At 53.3% G+C, this 18,179-nt stretch carries 13 protein-coding genes; 1 reads left to right on the forward strand and 12 read right to left on the reverse strand.

Going from position 1 to position 18,179, the window contains the following annotated elements; translation table 11 throughout:
- Positions 1–6 precede the first annotated feature (6 nt).
- Positions 7–813 carry a GDSL-type esterase/lipase family protein gene (locus H8S44_RS14335; protein ID WP_186873881.1) on the reverse strand — a complete coding sequence of 269 codons (807 nt, stop codon included), beginning with the start codon at positions 811–813 and terminating at the stop codon, positions 7–9.
- A 65-nt stretch (positions 814–878) separates the two neighbouring features.
- Positions 879–2,954, reverse strand: coding sequence for a hypothetical protein (locus H8S44_RS14340; RefSeq protein ID WP_186873882.1), 2,076 nt, complete (start codon positions 2,952–2,954; stop codon positions 879–881).
- A gap of 193 nt (positions 2,955–3,147) precedes the next feature.
- On the opposite strand from H8S44_RS14340, the gene htpG reads away from it, so the two are divergent.
- Positions 3,148–5,202 carry a molecular chaperone HtpG gene (gene htpG, locus H8S44_RS14345; protein WP_186873883.1) on the forward strand — a complete coding sequence of 685 codons (2,055 nt, stop codon included), beginning with the start codon at positions 3,148–3,150 and terminating at the stop codon, positions 5,200–5,202.
- 88 nt (positions 5,203–5,290) lie between these two features.
- Here the strand turns inward: htpG and H8S44_RS14350 are convergent, their stop codons facing one another.
- The 10 genes from H8S44_RS14350 to H8S44_RS14395 form a co-directional block, all read right to left on the reverse strand.
- Positions 5,291–6,439 carry an ATP-binding protein gene (locus H8S44_RS14350; protein ID WP_186873884.1) on the reverse strand — a complete coding sequence of 383 codons (1,149 nt, stop codon included), beginning with the start codon at positions 6,437–6,439 and terminating at the stop codon, positions 5,291–5,293.
- Between the two features lie 63 nt (positions 6,440–6,502).
- Positions 6,503–7,681 (reverse strand): cell division protein FtsZ, encoded by a 1,179-nt coding sequence (ftsZ, locus tag H8S44_RS14355; RefSeq protein WP_186873885.1) that lies wholly within the window; start codon positions 7,679–7,681, stop codon positions 6,503–6,505.
- A gap of 236 nt (positions 7,682–7,917) precedes the next feature.
- The gene (locus H8S44_RS14360) at positions 7,918–8,673 is read right to left on the reverse strand and encodes a cell division protein FtsQ/DivIB (RefSeq protein WP_186873886.1); all 756 of its coding nucleotides are present in this window, start codon (positions 8,671–8,673) and stop codon (positions 7,918–7,920) included.
- Positions 8,674–8,702: 29 nt separating this feature from the next.
- The gene (murA, locus tag H8S44_RS14365) at positions 8,703–9,962 is read right to left on the reverse strand and encodes a UDP-N-acetylglucosamine 1-carboxyvinyltransferase (RefSeq protein ID WP_186873887.1); all 1,260 of its coding nucleotides are present in this window, start codon (positions 9,960–9,962) and stop codon (positions 8,703–8,705) included.
- A gap of 52 nt (positions 9,963–10,014) precedes the next feature.
- Entirely contained in the window at positions 10,015–11,133 is a 1,119-nt protein-coding gene (locus H8S44_RS14370) for an FtsW/RodA/SpoVE family cell cycle protein (RefSeq protein WP_186873953.1), read from the reverse strand.
- Positions 11,134–11,227: 94 nt separating this feature from the next.
- On the reverse strand, positions 11,228–12,586 hold the full coding sequence (gene murD / locus H8S44_RS14375; protein ID WP_330593582.1) for a UDP-N-acetylmuramoyl-L-alanine--D-glutamate ligase: 1,359 nt from the start codon (positions 12,584–12,586) through the stop codon (positions 11,228–11,230).
- Between the two features lie 14 nt (positions 12,587–12,600).
- Positions 12,601–13,560: a phospho-N-acetylmuramoyl-pentapeptide-transferase gene (gene mraY / locus H8S44_RS14380; RefSeq protein WP_186873888.1), complete on the reverse strand. Its 960-nt coding sequence runs from the start codon at positions 13,558–13,560 to the stop codon at positions 12,601–12,603.
- A gap of 61 nt (positions 13,561–13,621) precedes the next feature.
- Positions 13,622–15,412, reverse strand: coding sequence for a peptidoglycan D,D-transpeptidase FtsI family protein (locus H8S44_RS14385; protein ID WP_186873889.1), 1,791 nt, complete (start codon positions 15,410–15,412; stop codon positions 13,622–13,624).
- A 50-nt stretch (positions 15,413–15,462) separates the two neighbouring features.
- On the reverse strand, positions 15,463–17,622 hold the full coding sequence (locus tag H8S44_RS14390; protein WP_243167620.1) for a peptidoglycan D,D-transpeptidase FtsI family protein: 2,160 nt from the start codon (positions 17,620–17,622) through the stop codon (positions 15,463–15,465).
- 5 nt (positions 17,623–17,627) lie between these two features.
- Positions 17,628–18,167, reverse strand: coding sequence for a hypothetical protein (locus H8S44_RS14395; protein ID WP_186873890.1), 540 nt, complete (start codon positions 18,165–18,167; stop codon positions 17,628–17,630).
- Positions 18,168–18,179 lie beyond the last annotated feature (12 nt).

Consider the following 18,179-nt stretch of genomic DNA (forward strand, 5'->3'; position numbering starts at 1 on the left):
CATCCTTCACAGGCCCGCTGCCTCCTCCATCTGTTCCAGCCAAAGGGGATAGGGCGCGCTTTTCAAATGCACCGCGTCCTTCTGATACCAGTCCGCATGATCCTGAAACATCTGGCTGTTGTCGATAAAGACCAGGTTCTGTTCCTCACACATGGACTCCAAAGCCCCGTTAAAAGCGTCCACCTGCGCCAAAAAGGGCTTTTTCTCCACGGCCTCCGGCAGCACCGGAAGGATGCTGTTTACATAAATGGGCAGCTTCGGCGCCTGCTCCCGAATCTCCTGAATCCGCGCCGTATAGCGGCTGATAAAAAGTCCGCTGTCGCCCCGGCAGTATTCCAGATCGTTTAAGCCAATGGACAAAAACATGACCTCCGGCGCAAGCTCCAGAGCCTTCTCTATCTCCGGCCCCGCCGTGTCCGTCCGCAGTCCCCGCAACGCTACGATGGAGGTGGAGTCCAGAATCTCATAATCCAGAAAGCCCGTGGCCACCGAATCTCCCACCAGCACCGCATTTCGGAAGCGTTCCTTTAAAGAACCCCTATCCAGCTTTGCCGGATCCTTTATCTGCTCCGCCTGCTCTTTTGCATTCAGCTTCTTTTCGATCTCCTTTACGTCCTCCTGCTCCTGTTCCCGGATCCAGCTCAGCGCCGGAAAGTCCTCTTCGCTCTTTTCCTGCTTCTGGCTTCGCCCCTCCCGGGCCAGCAGTACGCCCGCCAGGATCAGAAGCAGAATCACATACCAGGCCATCCGCGTGCCCTGTCGGATAGTCTGTCCCTTATCCCGTCCTTTATTCTGTCTCGATTTCTGTCTCATATTTCAAAAGCGCTCCTGTTTGATTAGACGATGGAGGGTTCCAAATAGTTTCATTTTTAATAAACTTATAACCAGAATTCCAGCAAATGTTCCGCTCCGTAAAACCACCGGGGATTCATCTGCTGCATTTTCTCATAGACATCCGTAAAGATCGTAAGAAAATGGTAAACCATGGACTGAGCAAACAACAGCAGAAATGCTCCGTACACCCGGTTCCAGGCTGCCGTCCCCGCCGTACTATGGGCGATTCCGCAGATAGCCGGAACCGCAGCCAGGAAGAAGAGCCAGGTGAAGTCCACCGTATACCGGGGAATCAGACCTCCGATCTGCAGATCCACACAGGCCAGCAGAAGGCCCAGAAGCAACAGAAGCCATGCCCAGCAGTAAGCGTCCTTCTGACCTATATACTTCTTAAACTGCCGGGGAATCAGGCTGATCCACAGAATCAGATTCAAAGCCATGATTCCCCCGAAGCCGCTTTCCACGATCGCCTGGCCATAAAACTGGCTTTTCACATCCACCTGTTCAAAATAGGGGAAGAGCCCAGTAATCACAGGCGGCTGGAACAGCATGGTAAAATAGCCGGGTATGATTCGTCCCAGTTTAAATTCCCGTTTGGTCATATTCTGGATAGTCAGATTATAGGCCGCTCCAAAGTCTGTCACACTTCCGAACCGGATCTGATTATAATACATCAGTCCGGCCGCCACCAGCACCACCGGCAGGAAAAAGGCCGCAAGATCCGGAAGCCTTTTCTCCTGAAGTACCTTTTTCTCCCGGAACGCCCTTCCAAACAGCGGAATAGCCAAAGCGCTCACCAGCACCAGCTGGGGACGGCACCCCGCCACCAGAGCGATAAGGAAGGACCCCAGTCCCATCCGCACCCGATTGCACCGCTCCCCCGAAAGGGCCTTCAGCCAGAATGCCAGTCCCCAGACAGCAAAAGCAAGTCCCAGTAGAATCGGCACATCATAGAAGACCGGATTCCGGAAAAACATCCAGACGCCGCTTCCGTTGGCAATCAGCAGCCCCAACAGCAGGTATACGGAAAAGGGCGTTCCCCGATACCATTTCTTTATGATTTCCCCCAGCAGGATAAAAACTCCCGCCATAAACAGACAGCCGGTGAACCAGACCACCGGAAGGGTGGACAGATCCTGCCCTGTCACCAGGTAATAGGGCAGAAAGAATACCAGCTCCGGCACGATACCGAAATACACGTAATACTTTCCTTCGTAGTAGGCTGTATCCCACAGATAACTACCGCCCTCGGTCTCCATCTGCATGCTCCGGGCCCGGTAGTCATAGGGATCCGGCATACTTTTCAGCCATTCCTCTGGCTCCACGTCCAGCCAGGGATGCCCCTCCGCCAGAGAATGGGCCAGCATCTGATACTGCCTGGTCTCTTGCTCCTCCCGATCCCGGGATACAGCCGGGAGATTCTGATTCTGCACCACCGCCGCTGCCGCGAATTCCAGGCAGAGAATCACAGCCACCAGAGCGTATCCTTTCCAGCCACAATCCACATACTTCTTTTTATGAATCCCCGACATGGGACGTAAAAGATAAGCTGCCAGCAGAAGCCCAAAAACTGCTGCCAGCCGTCCCGCCGAGAAGGAAAAGGGCACCGGCACATTTCCACTGATATCCTCGATCCGAATTACCTGTCCCTTGGTTCCATGAATCAGAATCATGGCTTCCGTTGTGGTTCCACTCAGATGTACCCGCATATATTCGCTTTTTTCCACACCTCTTACGATGGCCCGCTCCGTCAGACGGAAGTACTTTTCATTGGCTTCATCGTTTATTTTCACCTGCACCAGAACCGCGTCCTCCTCCGCAGAGGCCGGATTTTCCACTGTCATACGGATATGAAGGTTGTAAAGCTTCTGATTGATATTCAGAATCTCGATGGAGGCTGTCTCTTCTCCCTCTTCTGCCGTAATCCGGTAGAGATTATCCCCCAGAGGCTCCAACCCCTCGCCCATCAGACGTTCCTCCAGCAGTGTATGTTCTGTTCTCCATAGGTATGATTCCCAGTGCCGGATATTAAATACAAAAAACTCCAGAAATACTGCCAGGCATCCTGCCAGAACCGGAATCATCCAAAAAGCAGTTTTCCATTTCTTCCACTTACTCATGTTTTCTGTCTCCCCTGTAATATCTTCGCTATTATAACACATTCTCTCCCATCCGTTTATACTTTTTTAAGAAAGTTTATAAACTTTTGTTAGCACTCGATCGTTTAGAGTGCTAATTTTCTATTGACTTTTGAAATCCGACGCGTTACAATATTTATCAGTTACGAAACATACCAAAAGGAGTGAATGAAACATGGCAAATACACATGGAAGTCTTTCCATTAACAGTGAAAATATTTTCCCAATTATTAAAAAGTGGCTCTATTCGGACCACGATATCTTCTTCCGCGAGCTGATTTCCAATGGCTGCGACGCCATCACAAAGCTTCATAAGCTTTCCCTCATCGGCGAGTACACTTATCCGGAAGGCCATAAGGACAGCGTCCGCGTGATCGTAAATCCCGAGGAGAAGACCCTGAAGTTCATTGATACCGGACTTGGTATGACCGCAGAAGAAGTTGAGGAATACATCAACCAGATCGCCTTTTCCGGCGCGGCTGATTTTCTGGAGAAGTACAAGGATAAGGCAAACGACGACCAGATCATTGGCCATTTCGGACTGGGCTTCTACTCCGCGTTCATGGTAGCGGATGAGGTTCATATCGACACTCTTTCCTATAAAGACGGCGCGCAGGCTGTTCACTGGGAGTGCGACGGCGGCACCGAATACGACATGTCCGAGGGAACCCGCACTGAGATCGGTACGGAGATCACCCTGTTCCTGAACGAAGATTGCCTGGAGTTCGCCAACGAGTACCGTGCCCGTGAAGTCATCAGCAAGTACTGCTCCTTCATGCCGGTGGAAATTTTCCTGGAGAAGGCAAATGCAGAGCAGGAATACGAGACCATCGATGAATCCGAGCTGCGCGATGACGACGTGGTAGTGGAGCACATCCATGAGGATGCCAAGACGGAGGAGATCGAAAAAGAGGACGGCACCAAGGAGACCAAAGAGGTATCCCCGGCTCGGGATCGGGTCAAGATCAACAAGCGTCCCGTATCCTTAAGCGATATCCACCCGCTGTGGACCAAGCACCCCAATGAGTGCTCTGACGAGGAATACAAGGCCTTTTACCGCAAGGTGTTCCAGGATTACAAGGAGCCTCTGTTCTGGATTCACCTGAACATGGATTATCCCTTTAACCTGAAGGGTATCCTGTATTTCCCGAAGATCAATACGGAGTATGATTCCATCGAGGGAACCATCAAGCTGTACAACAACCAGGTATTTATCGCAGATAATATCAAGGAAGTCATTCCGGAATTTCTGATGCTCTTAAAGGGTGTCATCGACTGCCCGGATCTGCCGCTGAATGTATCCAGAAGCGCCCTGCAGAACGATGGCTTTGTAAAAAAGATTTCCGATTACATCTCCAAGAAGGTAGCGGACAAGCTCACCGGCATGTGCAAGACCGACCGGGAGACCTACGAAAAATACTGGGACGACATCAGCCCGTTTATCAAATACGGCTGCCTGAAGGATGAGAAGTTCTGTGATAAGATGAGGGATTACATCCTGTTCAAGGATCTGGACGGCAAGTATCAGACCCTGAAGGATCTGGTTCCGGAGGAAGAAGCCGCTGACGTAGACGTGGTAGAGAATCCGGAGGAGACCAAGGATGAAACTACTGAGGAGAAGGAGCCTGAGAAGACGACCATCTTCTATGTAACCGACGAGGTACAGCAGAGCCAGTATATTAACCTCTTCAGGGAGGAAGGCAAAACTGCCGTTATTCTGAAGCACAATATCGACACCCCGTTCATTTCCCATCTGGAAATGAAAAACGAGAAGATCAAGTTCCAGCGCATCGACGCAGACCTGACCGAGGACTTCGTGGAAACCACCGATGAGACGGAACTGAAGGAAACCACTGATTCCCTCACAGACATCTTCCGCAAGGCCCTGGGCAACGATAAGCTGGACGTGAAAGTGGAGAAAATGAAGAATGAGAACATTTCCTCCATGATTACCCTCTCCGAGGAAAGCCGCAGAATGCAGGATATGATGAAGATGTACAGCATGAACGGCATGGACATGGGCATGTTCGGCGGCGGAGAAACTCTGGTTCTGAACGCCAATAACAAGCTGGTTCAGTACATTCTGGAGCATAGGGACGGCGAAAATGTAAATCTGTTCTGTGAACAGCTCTACGACCTGGCCATGATCAGCCACCAGCCTCTGACACCGGAGAAAATGACCAAGTTCATCAGCCGAAGCAACGAGATCATGATGTTGCTGGCAAAATAGTTCACTGACCACATTCAAATAAACCCGGAGAAAGGCCCTGCAGGCATTGCCTGCAGGGCCTTTCTCTATGATACGGTACACGCTTCTTTTACCGCTCGTTATAATCATCCAGGAAATTATATTCCTCGTCATCCTTATGATAGCCGATGACCGTCCGCAGATTGATATTGTGGACGCTCTGGAAGATGTTGGACTCGATCACATCGCTGGTGGCCCGGAACTGCTTCATCAGCTCCTTCATCTCGTCCCGCTTGGAGCCCTTCTCGCCGCCGCAGGTGGCGCAGTTCTCAGTGAACCGGCAGGCGCACTGTATAAAATGAAGCTTATGGTAATCCCTCCAGGCCTTGATATCCTCCTCTTTGATCATATACATGGGACGGATCAACTCCATACCCTCAAAGTTCTTACTATGGAGCTTCGGCATCATAGTCTCGATCTTTCCGCTGTAAAGCATACCCATGAGAATGGTCTCAACCACGTCATCGAAATGGTGGCCCAGGGCGATCTTATTGCAGCCCAGTTCTTTGGCATGGGCGTAGAGATTTCCCCGGCGCATCCGGGCACACAAATAGCAGGGGTTCTTGTCCACCCCGGCCACGATATCAAAGATATCATTTTCAAATACGGTCAGAGGGATTCCCAGCACCTTGGCGTTGTCCTGAATAATCTTCCAGTTGTCCTCGTTATAGCCCGGATTCATCACCAGGAATACCAGCTCAAAGGGATACTTGCCGTGGCGCTGCAGCTCCTGCATCAGCTTGGCCATCAGCATGGAATCCTTGCCGCCGGAGATGCAGACCGCGATTTTGTCCCCCTCCTGAATCAGGTCATACTTCTGGATGGCCCGGGTAAAGTTTCGCCAGATGGGCTTCCGGAACTTTTTGATCAGGCTGCGCTCGATCTCCGCCGTCTTTTCCTTCCGTGCCTCTTCCTCCTGCACAAAGCCGCTCAGCTGCAGCCGCAGATAGGACCGGTAGCCGCCCTCCATATTCCAGGCGTCCCAGCCCTGGGCCTCCAGCATCCGCACATATTCCTGACTCCGTTCGCCTGTGTGGCACATGAGATAGACCGGCTTCTCCCTCGGAATCTCCGCCATGCGCTCTTCCAGTTCTTCCATGGGAATATTCACCGCACCCTCAAAGGTACCCCGCTGATATTCCGCTTCGGGACGGATATCCACCACGGTGATTTCTTTCGGATTCTTTTCCAACACTTCTTCTATGGTAATGGTGTTCATCACTTTCTCCTCAAAAAAGCCGTGGACGCAACCACGGCTTTTTTATCCTGATTTTTATGTTTCTTATTTATTTCTCTGCAGAAACTCCGGAATCACCAGGCCCTTCTCGGGAATCTTGCTCTCCGGCTGCTTCGGTACGTTCAGTCCCGGCATGGGTCTGAATACCGGCGGCTCCGTCGTATGTCCGGCTCCGCTCTCTGCATGTCCCGTGCTCTCGTAGGCGGGCTTCACCGCGGATGCGGAAGGCATCTTCGTGAATCCGTTGTTCTTCGGGAGTACCTTGGTGCTGCTCTTCTCATCCAGTCCTGTGGCAATAACTGTGATAGTCGCTTCGTCGGTGTATGTATCGTCATACATGGCACCGAAGATGATATTCGCGTTCTCGCCTGCCAGCTCCTGTACATAGCTTGCCGCGTCATTAGCATCCATCAGGGAGATATCTCCGGAAATATTGATGATGACATGGGAAGCACCCACAATATTCGTCTCCAGCAGTGGGCTGGCCACAGCCTGCTTCACAGCGTCCAGAGCCTTGTCGTCGCCCTTTCCGGAACCGATACCGATGTGGGCGATACCCTTGTCAGTCATGACGGTCTGTACATCCGCGAAGTCCAGATTAATCAGGGCCGGCAGGTTGATCAGGTCTGTGATACCCTGTACGGCCTGCTGCAGAACCTCGTCCGCTTTCTTCAGGGCATCCGGCATGCTTGTCCGGCGATCCACGATCTCCAGAAGCTTGTCATTGGGGATCACAATCAGAGTATCCACGCTCTCCTTCAGTTTCTGGATACCTGCCAGCGCATTACTCATACGCACCTTATTCTCAAAGCGGAAGGGCTTGGTCACCACGCCTACCGTCAGGATTCCCATATCCTTCGCCAGCTTCGCGATCACAGGCGCTCCGCCTGTACCGGTTCCGCCGCCCATACCACAGGTCACGAATACCATATCCGCTCCCTGGATAGCTTCCTTCAGTTCCTCTACGCTCTCCTCCGCAGCCTTCTCACCGATCTCAGGCTTTGCGCCTGCGCCCAGGCCCTTGGTCAGCTTTTCGCCGATCTGAATCGCCCGCTCTGCCTTACAGAGCTGCAGTGCCTGACGGTCTGTATTCACACCGATAAACTCCACGCCCGCGATCTGCTCGTCTATCATACGGTTTACCGCGTTATTACCGGCTCCGCCCACTCCGATCACGATAATTCTGGCTGCAGCCTCGGTATCATTCATCATAATTTCAAGCAAAACATTGCCCTCCTATTCCGACTTCCCATCTATTTTTATTTCTGTTTTTTCTTTTTTAACATTCTTTCTCTTTCTGTTTTATCCCTTTCCAAAGACTTTCTGCTCTTTCTCTGGTCTTAAGAAAGGCCGGGAAGCCCCGAATTTTCTCATACTATATATGATAACTTTTTTCCAGAAATTTATCAAGCCATAATTATAAGATTTCCAAATAAATTTTTCCTATTCCATTTTTCGGTCTATTCTGTTTTTTCAAAGCTGATGAACTTGGAATCGCTGGTGTAATTTTCCATCCGGAGGATTCCGGCCCGGCCCTCCAGATCCGGAAACAGCTCATGGAGACGTCCGATCTTGTCCTCCAGGGAACCGCCGGTGCCCAGAGCCACCCGCATCTCGCCGAAATACAGGGTCAGGGCCAGATTCTCGCCGAATTCGATGCGATCCGGACTCAGCTCATACTTTTTCACCAGCTGAGTGATATTCAGGATCCGATGGAAAATGGCGTCGTCCTCCACCGCCAGCTTCTGGTACAGGGTCAGAGCCGTGAACTTCAGGCCGGAGATACAGGGGATCCCCTCCTTCACATCTGCGGAACTCTCCACCACCACGCCATCCCGGTCAAAGTAAAAGTTCGATCCCATATAGGTCACATAACCAATGATGCTCTTTTCATAGACCCGGATCCGCACCTTGCCCGGACTCTTTAAGGAGATCTCCAGCTTGTCGATAAAGGGAAGTTCTTCCTGACCAAAATACTTATATTTCAGATAGAGATACAGGGAATTCTGGCTATACTTGTCCGTAATGACCCGATCCTCGATCTCCTGGGCGCTGTAAAAGCTGTTGCCCGTAACTTCCACATCCCGGATCCGGAACAGGGTCACCGCCAGAACGCCGGCCAGCAGCAGTACCAGAAGCAGTACCGCTGCCGCTATCAGTCCTTTTCGCTTTTCCCGTCTCTGTTTTTTCCTTTTCTGCTCTTTGAATTTTCCCATGCTGTTTCCTCTGTCAATTTTCCTGCATTCTAGTGTATCACAACTCCCAGCGCTTGCAAATCCCTGATGATGTTTTCATAGCCCCGCTCGATATAATGCTTCCCCCTGATCCGACTTTTTCCTTCCGCAGCCGCGGCTGCAATGCACAGGGCCGCTCCACCGCGAAGCTCCGAAGCCTCCAGTTCCGTTCCCCGGAGACTCCCTCCACGGATCCGGACTCTGCTGCCGCAGGCCTCTATCCGGGCGCCCATCTTCTGAAGCTCCCGAACCGCACCGAACCTGGCCTCAAAGACTGTCTCCTCCACCAGGCTTTCCCCCTCCGCTCTGCTAAGGGCCGCCAGAAGAGGCGACTGAAGATCCGTGGGAAAGCCCGGATAGGGCTCCGTCCGGACAAACAGGCCGCCTTTCGGCCTGCCTGGGCTTCGGATCCGCATTTCTCCTTCCCTCCCGCTTTTCTCCCGGCTCACGCCCATGGAGGCCAATACCTTTTCCACAGCTTCCAACTGCTCCATGGGCGCATTTTTAAGCACTACCTCTCCTCCCACGGCCGCTGCCAGAAAAAGATAGGTTCCGGCCACGATCCGGTCTGGCATCACCCGGAATTCCGTATCCTGAAATTGCTTTTTCCCGGAGTCCTTTCCTTTTATAACGATCCGGGGGCTTCCCTCTCCTGAAATCTCTGCTCCCTGGGCTCGCAGAAACCTGCACAGTTCCCGGATCTCCGGCTCCCGGGCCGCATTTTCCAGTACCGTTTCCCCTTCGGCGGCCACCGCCAGAAGAAGCACATTTTCCGTGGCCCCCACACTGGGGTAAAACAGCCGGATCCTGGCTCCTCTGGGTCTTTCACACCGGGCTCTCAGTCCCTGCTCTTCCTCCTGTATCTCCGCTCCCAGCTGCCGTAGGGCCAGAAGATGCAGATCCACCGGCCGTTTTCCGATGACACAGCCGCCGGGATAGGGCAGATAAGCTTCCCCGGTTCTGGCCAGAAGGCTTCCCAGCAGCAATACCGAGGCCCGCATGTTCTCCGCTCCCGGAGCCACCCCAGTTCCGGCTTTCACGATTCCGGCCCGGATCCACAGACTGTTCCCCTCCCACTTCACCTGACAGCCGAAGCCCTTCAGCAGCTCTCCCATGGCCGTCACGTCCGCGATCTCCGGACAGTCGTGCAGTACTGTAGTTCCCGGATTCAGAAGCGCCGCGGAAAGAATCGGAAGCACCGCGTTCTTGGATCCCTGGATCCGCACCTGACCGCACAGCTTCCTTCCTCCCTCTATTTCCAGACAATCCACTTTCGTTCCCTCCGCAGTCTCTGATCTATGTTTAATATATGCCGGACTGCGGTTATGGTTCCTGGCGGACATTCCGGGACACGCTTAAAGCCAGCCCCATTTCCGCCAGGAGGAATAAGACAGAGGTGCCGCCATAGCTCACAAAGGGCAGGGTGATGCCTGTATTGGGAATGGTATTGGTGACCACGGCAATGTTCAAAATCACCTGAATCACAATATGGCCCATGATACCCGCCGCCAGCAGACAGCCGGACAGATCCGGCACATGAAGCGCAATCATCAGAAGCCGCCAGACCAGAAGCAGAAACAGCCCAATCAGAAGCACTGCTCCCACCAGTCCAAATTCTTCGCAGACGATGGAAAAAATCATATCATTCTGGGCCTCGGGCACAAAGCCCAGCTTCTGCAGACTCGCCCCGTAGCCAGTGCCGAAAAGTCCGCCGGAACCGATGGCGTAGAGTCCCTGCATGGTCTGATAGCCCTTCTCATAGGCCTCCGGATTCCGCCAGATGGCCAGACGTTCCAGACGGTAGGATTCCACGCTTAAGAACACCCCCAGAAAACCGATTCCCAGGCCGCCCAGCAGAAGAAAATGGCCATAGCCCGGACTGGCCGTGAAGATCAGGCATACGGCGATTCCCATGATAATAATGGCTGTGCTCAGATTATTGGTTCCCACCAGTCCCACGATGGGCAGAATCCATACCATCACCAGAAACATCTGTTTCAGGGTGGTGATCTTTTTCATTCTTCCACTGATCACAAAGGACAGCAGTACAATGACCGCCAGCTTGGCGAACTCCGCCGGCTGAAAGGACAGGGGGCCCAGGGAAAGCCACCGTCTGGATCCATTGTACTCATCACCGAAAAAAAGCACCGCTGTGGACAGCAAAAGGGAAAACACATAGCCCGGTACGGCCAGCGCTTTCAGTCGGTGATAATCCATCCGCGAAACCACATACATGGCTGTGAGTCCCAGCGCTGTGGCCAAAAACTGCTTTTTCAGATAGTAGGCCTTATCCGCGAACTTCACCTGACCATTCCAGGCGCTGGTGCTGTATAACACAACAAGTCCGAATCCCACCAGAATCAGAACGACCAGCACCAGGCTGTAATCCAGAGGCTCCTGCCTCCGCGTCTTTTCCTTTCCGGTGGAATCCGGACCTGCCATATAACCTCCGTCCCGGGTCTGCCGACCCACTGCCAAATCTGTTTTCCGGCTTTCGCATCCCATGCTTCTGCCTGTTCAAACCTTCTCCCCGTTTTTACTCGGGAAGCGCACGGACGTAATCTTTAAACATCTTTCCTCTCTGCTCGTAATTATCAAACATGCCCCAGCTTGCGCAGGCCGGGGACAGAAGAACCGCGTCTCCGCTCTCTGCCTTGTCGGCACACACCTGCACCGCTTCTTCCAGGCTTTCGGTAAATACGATATTCCTAAAGCCATGTTTTCTTGCAGTCTCCGCGATCTGCTCCGCAGTCTGGCCCAGAAGCACCAGCCATTTCACCTTGTCACCAAAACATTCGATCCAGTCGTCGAAGGTCACATGCTTGTCGTAACCGCCGCCGATGACAATGGTGGGACGGTTCATGGCCTGAACCGCTTTGATGGACGCATCGGTATTCGTTCCCTTGGAATCGTTGTAGTAAGCCACACCCTTCTTCTCCGTCACGAACTCGATACGGTGTTCCACGGCGGTAAAGTGAATAACTGTCTCACGGATATAGGGGAACGGTACGCCCATAGCTGCCGTAATGGCTACCGCCGCCATCACATTCTCGTAGTTGTGGGTTCCCAGAAGCTTCAGCTCCTTCACATCGCAGATCTTTGTCCGGACGGACTCATCCGCATATACGATGGCCGTTCCGTCCATATATACGCCCTGTTCCAGTATATGTTCCCTGCTGAAATACAGAACCGAAGCCTTGCAGTTTTCGCCGAAACGTCTTGTCTCCTCGTCGTCATAGTTCAGAACGCAGGTATCCTCTTTGGTCTGATTTTCCGCTATCTTCTCTTTTGTCTCAATATAACACTTCATCGTATGATGACGATTCAGATGATCCGGCGTAATATTCAGGATGGCGCTGACCTTCGGATGAAAGTTCTCGATGGTCTCCAACTGGAAGCTGCTGATTTCCGCAGCGGTCACACTGTTCTCTGTCATCTTCAGGGCCTCCTGGGTGTAGGCGGTCCCGATATTGCCCACCACGAAAGCCTCCGGGTAATAGCTCTTGAAGATCTCGCCCACCAGTGTTGTGGTAGTGGTTTTTCCGTTGGTTCCGGTAATGGCCGCGATTCTGCCCTTACCGAAATGATAAGCCAGCTCCACCTCGCCCCAGATGGTTGCTCCATTTGCGCGAAGTTCCTCCACCAGCGGCAGATCCACCGGAACACCCGGACTTAAGACTACCAGTTCCGTCTCCTTCTTCATGCTTTTCGGAAAATCACCCAGCACGATGGCGCACCTGCTGCCCTCGGGCAGTCTGCCGCGCACCTCCGCCTCGGTCAGTTTCTCATTGCTGTCATAGAGGGTGGGAGCTGCTCCCGCCGCCTCCAGAAGCTTCACGGCTCCGACACCGCTGACGCCGCTGCCTATCACTACTATCTTTTTATCCATAATCATTTCCCATATCCTCCTTAAAGCGCCAGTAAGCCCACCAGACACAGCAGTGCCGTCACGATGGAAAATACAGCTACCACTCTGGTCTCGGACCAGCCACCCAGCTCAAAATGATGATGAATCGGCGCCATACGGAAGATACGCTTTCCGCCGCTTATCTTAAAGTAGGTAACCTGAATCATCACAGACAGAATCTCCACCCAGTAAATCAATGCCACAATCAGGATAAAAATCGGCATATCCATCATATAGGCCGTGGCCGCCACAAAGCCGCCCAGGGCCAGAGATCCGGTATCGCCCATGAACACGCTGGCCGGAAATACGTTAAAGAGCAGAAAGCCCATCAGGCTTCCCACCACCGCACAGGTAATCGGATGCAGGCCGCTGCCGGTTCCCACCGCAACCACCGTGAAGAATACGGCAATCAGTACGGTGACGCTGGAAGCCAGGCCGTCCAGGCCGTCGGTAAAGTTGGCTCCGTTGACCGTTCCGATAATAGCAAGGAACGCCACCGGGATGGCCAGCCAGCCCAGGTGCAGATAATGTCCCGGCCAGAAGGGAATCAGCATGGCCATATCCCCGCCGGTCATCTTATAATAATAAAACACAAATACGCCGGTCACCAGAAACTGGCCGAACATCTTCTGTCCGGGCGTCAGTCCCTCGGAACGATGCAGAATGATCTTGATATAATCATCCAGAAATCCGATGATACCAAAACCCACGGTCACGAAGAGAACCGGAATAATCTTCGGAAAATCTTTGGCATAGATCAGGGATGTGACAATAATGGCCGCCAGAATCATGACGCCGCCCATGGTGGGCGTACCTGTTTTCTTCAGATGACTCTTAGGTCCCTCCTCCCGCTCTGTCTGGCCGAATTTCATCCTGCGAAGCAGCGGGATCACAATGGGACCCAGGGCCGCGCTGATTGCAAATGAAATCAAAACCGGAAATATCAGTGTTTTCAAATCCATAACTTTTTACCTCTCTTTGTAATGATCCAGTACAGGCTTCAGCCTGCGCTGAACGCAATGGCTAATCTGCATTATAAGCCTTTTCATCCGTTTTTTCAATGCTAAGATTCACACCAAGATAAGGAAGAATATTCTCCAGGACGTCCCGGATCACCGGAGCCGCGATGGTGCCGCCATAATAGACTCCCTGGGGATTACAGATAATGCACATGGCCAGAACCTCCGGATCATCTGCCGGGGCAAAGCCCACAAAGGAGGAAATATAACGGCCCGTGCCCCGGGGCAGGGTCTGGGATGTGGCTGTCTTTCCGCCGATGCGATAGCCCTCGATATAGGCCCGTTTGCCGCCGCCCTCGCTCACCACCTTTTCCAGCAGATACCGCATGGTTTCCGAGGTCTGTTCCGAGACCACTCCCTGTTTTTCTCCGTAAGTGAATCGTTTCAGGCACTTTCCCTCAGGGCTTCGGATCTCCACCCCGAAATGGGGCGTCACCCGGACACCGCCATTTACGATGGCGCTGACTGTAGCTGCCATCTGCATGGGCGTGATCTGAAAAGACTGGCCAAAGGACATGGTGGCCAGCTCCACCGCTCCGATATTCTCCAGCTTATGCACGATGATATTTGCCTCTCCGGGCAGATCAATGCCGGTCTTTTCCATGAGCCCGAACTGCCGGAAATATCCGTAAAAGTCCTCCGCTCCCACCCTCTGGCCGATATCGATGAATACGGGATTGCAGGAGTTCTCGATGGCCTGTACAAAGGTCTCCGTCCCGTGCCCCCGGACCTTGTGACAGCGGATCCGCCGATCCTCCACGATCCGGAATCCCGGACAGCTGAAGGTATCCTGCAAGGTCACCACACCCTTTTCCAGGGCGGCTGCCGCGGTAACCACCTTGAAGATGGAACCGGGCTCATAGGTATCGTTGATACTCTGGTTCCGCCACATCTGATTGCGCAGATTCTGTATTTCCTCCCGGGAAAGTTCTGCACCACCCCGTCCCGTCCGTTCCAGATAATCGTCCAGATTATAAGGATCGTTCAAATCAAACTCCGGCACATTCACGCAGGCCTGGATTTCACCGGTTTTCGGATTCAACACCAGGACAGACACATACTCCGCCTGTTTTTCCTCCAGCACCCGCAGGGCTGCCTGCTGGGCATAGGTCTGGATATTATAATCCAGGCTCACCACCAGATCGTTTCCCGGTACCGGTTCAATCCGCTCCTCCCCCGCATCGGACAGCTCGATCCCCCTGGCGTCCGTCAGGGTCAGGATGGTGCCATTGCTTCCCTGCAGGTAACTGTCATACTTCACTTCCAGGCCGATGATCCCCTGGTTGTCGCTTCCGGTGAAGCCCAGCACCTTGGAAGCCAGACTACCGTAGGGATAATACCGCTTGAAGTCCTCGTCGATCTTGACCCCGGCCAGTTCCAGAGCTCGTATCCGATCCCCCGTTTCTTTGTCCACATTTGCCTTGATCCGCTCGATGGAGCTGTACTTCTCCACCCGCTTCCGCACAGTTTCCTCCGGAAGCTGAAGCTCTCTGCTTAAGGCCGCGATAACCTGCTCCGGATCCCGGATCTGACTATGAACCACTGACACGGTACAGACCGTCCGGTTGGAGGCCAGGGTCACCCCTTTCGCGTCCAGGATTCTGCCCCGGGCTGCCTTGATGCTCCGCTCCCGTTGATGCAGATCCTCCGCCAGTTCCTGATAATAGTCCGCCCGAAAGACCATCAGCCAAAACAGACGGGCCGACAGTCCCACCAGCATCAGGGAACAGATCCCGAACAGCAGAATCAGCTTTCTGCGGTTGTAGGTCCGGTTCTTCCGTTCTGATTTTACCATAAAAAAGCCCCATAACCGGTTTATTCTAACCTATTATGGGGCTTTCTGTTTTATTCTTCTGCGGATCCTCCGCCTCCCGGAAGGATGGGGCTTTCATAGCCGCCCAGGAAGCCGTCGTCCCCCTCGGCCTGAACCTCTTCCTCGGTGGGCATCTTCACGGTCTCGCCCGTGTTCGGATCCACCAGGGTTCCCTCCTCCGAAGGAGTGGTGTCCTCTTTTGCTTCTTCCTCTGCAGCCTGCTCTGCATCGGCCTGTTCCTGGGCCGCCTTCTCAGCCGCCACCTCATCCTGCATATCCGCCGGAATCTCCTCGGTGGCATAGATATTCAGATAAGGCATGGCCTCCTTCATGATATTCTTGAAGATCTCCTGGGCAAAGGCGCTGCTTGCCTGGGTCGTGGGGCTGTCCGCGTTGGGCTCGTCCACCACCACATAACAGACCACCTGGGGATTGTCCGCCGGAGCGAAACCGATGAAGGATACCAGATACTTTCTGGCAGAACGGGGAATTTTCTCCGCCGTTCCCGTCTTGCCTCCCATGGCGTAGCCGGCCACCCGGGCCTTCTTACCGGTGGGGTTATTGCCATTGGCGTCCGGCGAGCCGTACATGGTGTGATACAGGTACTGACGGATCAGGGCCGACGTCTTAACCGATACGGTCTGACGCACCAGAAGGGGATTTACCGTCTCCACCGTACCACCATCCGCGTCCAGAATCTTCTTCACCACATGGGGCTGATAATAGTAACCGCCGTTGATGGCAGAAGAAAAGGCCGACGCCACCTGAATCATGGTGGCGTTAAAGCCCTGTCCGAAGGAACTGGTAGCCAGCTCCATGGGGCCCATATTGTCCTTGGTAAATACGCTGGAAGCGTTATTGGCTTCACCCGGAAGATCAATATTTGTCTTCAGACCGAAATTGAAAATCTGCTGATACTTCAGGAAATTGTCATATCCCAGCATGGCGCCCATCTGCATCAGAGCGTCATTGCAGGAAAACATAAGCGAGCCCTCCAGGGAAATAATTCCGTGTCCGGTCTTCTTCGCACACTTGATCTTGGGCTGTCCCTGGACAACCACCTGTCCGCCGTCGCAGAGAAAGGTAGTGGAATCGCTGACCACGCCCAGCTCCAGGGCCGCCGCCACAGTCATAGGCTTCACGGTGGAACCCGGCTCATAGCCGTCGCTGATGCAGAAGTTCCGCCACATTTGGTTCTTTGCGTCTAGCTGCTCCTCCTCGGACATGGCGTCCACCTCTTCCTGGGTCAGATAGCCGTTGGCCACCAGATCGTGGGGATTATTCAAATCAAAGTTCACATCTCCGGCCATAGCCAGAATCTCCCCGTTCTGGGGATTCATCATCAGAACGCCGATGTTCTTGGCCGCGGGACCTTCGGTATTTTTATTCGTATAGTCCTCGACGAACTTATTGATATACTTTTCCGCAATCTCCTGAAGGGTGGCGTCAATGGTGGATACCACCGTATGGCCGTCCGTGGCCTTTTTCACCACGGTGGACTGCTCCAGGTCCTCGTTCAGATACTTGTAGCTGCGGCCGTTGGTGCCGTTCAGGGTACTGCTGTACTCCTCCTCGATACCGGTCTGGCCCTGATTGCCCGTAACCGTATAGCCGATCACATGACAGGCCAGGGAATTATACGGATACCGGCGGATATAGGAATCCTCGAACCAGACGCCCTTGATCCTGCTTCCGGCGGTCTTATCCGTCTGGAGTTCCCTGAACGCGGAGATCTCATCCTTGCTCAGCTGTTTTAGCAGGATCACATAGCTGCTGTCCTTCTTTTCGCTTAAGGTGGTCCGAAGCTCCGCTTCGTCCAGCTCAAAGCACTGGACCAGGGCCTGGATGGTGGGCTCCACACAATCCTTCTCCGCGTCCTCCTTGTCCTGGTTCTGCAGCAGCACCTTGGGATCCAGGATCAGATTATAGACCTTCTCACTGGTAGCCAGGATGGTGCCGTTCCGGTCCAGGATGTCGCCTCTCCGGTAGGGGAGCAAAGTGCTGTTCGTATCCTGCTGGGCCAATACCTTTTTGGTATACTTATCCCCATTGGTCTTATTGATATAGGCCAGCCTTACATTCACTCCAACTAAAGCAAGCACTATTATAAAAAATAACAGTGCCAGCTTGTTTCTCATTCGATTTACCAAAAGCGCCTGTCTGCGCGCCTTTCCTCTTTCTTGCTTGCTCAAATTACTCACCTGCTGATCGTGCCGAGCAGTCCCTTCAGACTTTTCTCATCTTCCGGAATGTCAGCGTACTGTTTTACATAGTCGCTCCCCTCACCATCATACAGGATCACCTGATCCTGATCCGCGTAAACCATGCCCAGTTCATTGATGGCAATATCCCGGATCTGCTCCAGATCCACGGAAGTCACCACCCGATTGTACTCGTCATCGTTTTCCGTCTTCAGCTCCGCCAGCTGGGACTCCAGGGCGGCAATGTTCTTCACCCGGGCGGTATTGTCCGCCTGCAGCTGCAGATAGCCCGTACAAATCCACAGGGCCAAGGCTGAGGCCGTTGCCAGAAACAGGGTATAGCCAATGCTCAGATGCTTTTCCTTCTTCGCCGGACGGTGAGCCGTGCGCGCACGCTCTGCTGTCCGGTTCCCGCGGCGTCTCTCCGGCCGCTCCTCTACCTGAAGCTTACGGACTGTGGCACCATCCACATAGCCTGTCTTTTTTCTGTCTGCAATTTTTCTTTTGTCCGTATCAATGCTTCTGATCTCTGCCATTTTACTATCGCT

Origin of the sequence: Anaerosacchariphilus hominis, from assembly GCF_014290175.1 — a bacterium.
GTDB classification, from domain to species: Bacteria; Bacillota; Clostridia; order Lachnospirales; family Lachnospiraceae; genus Laedolimicola; species Laedolimicola hominis.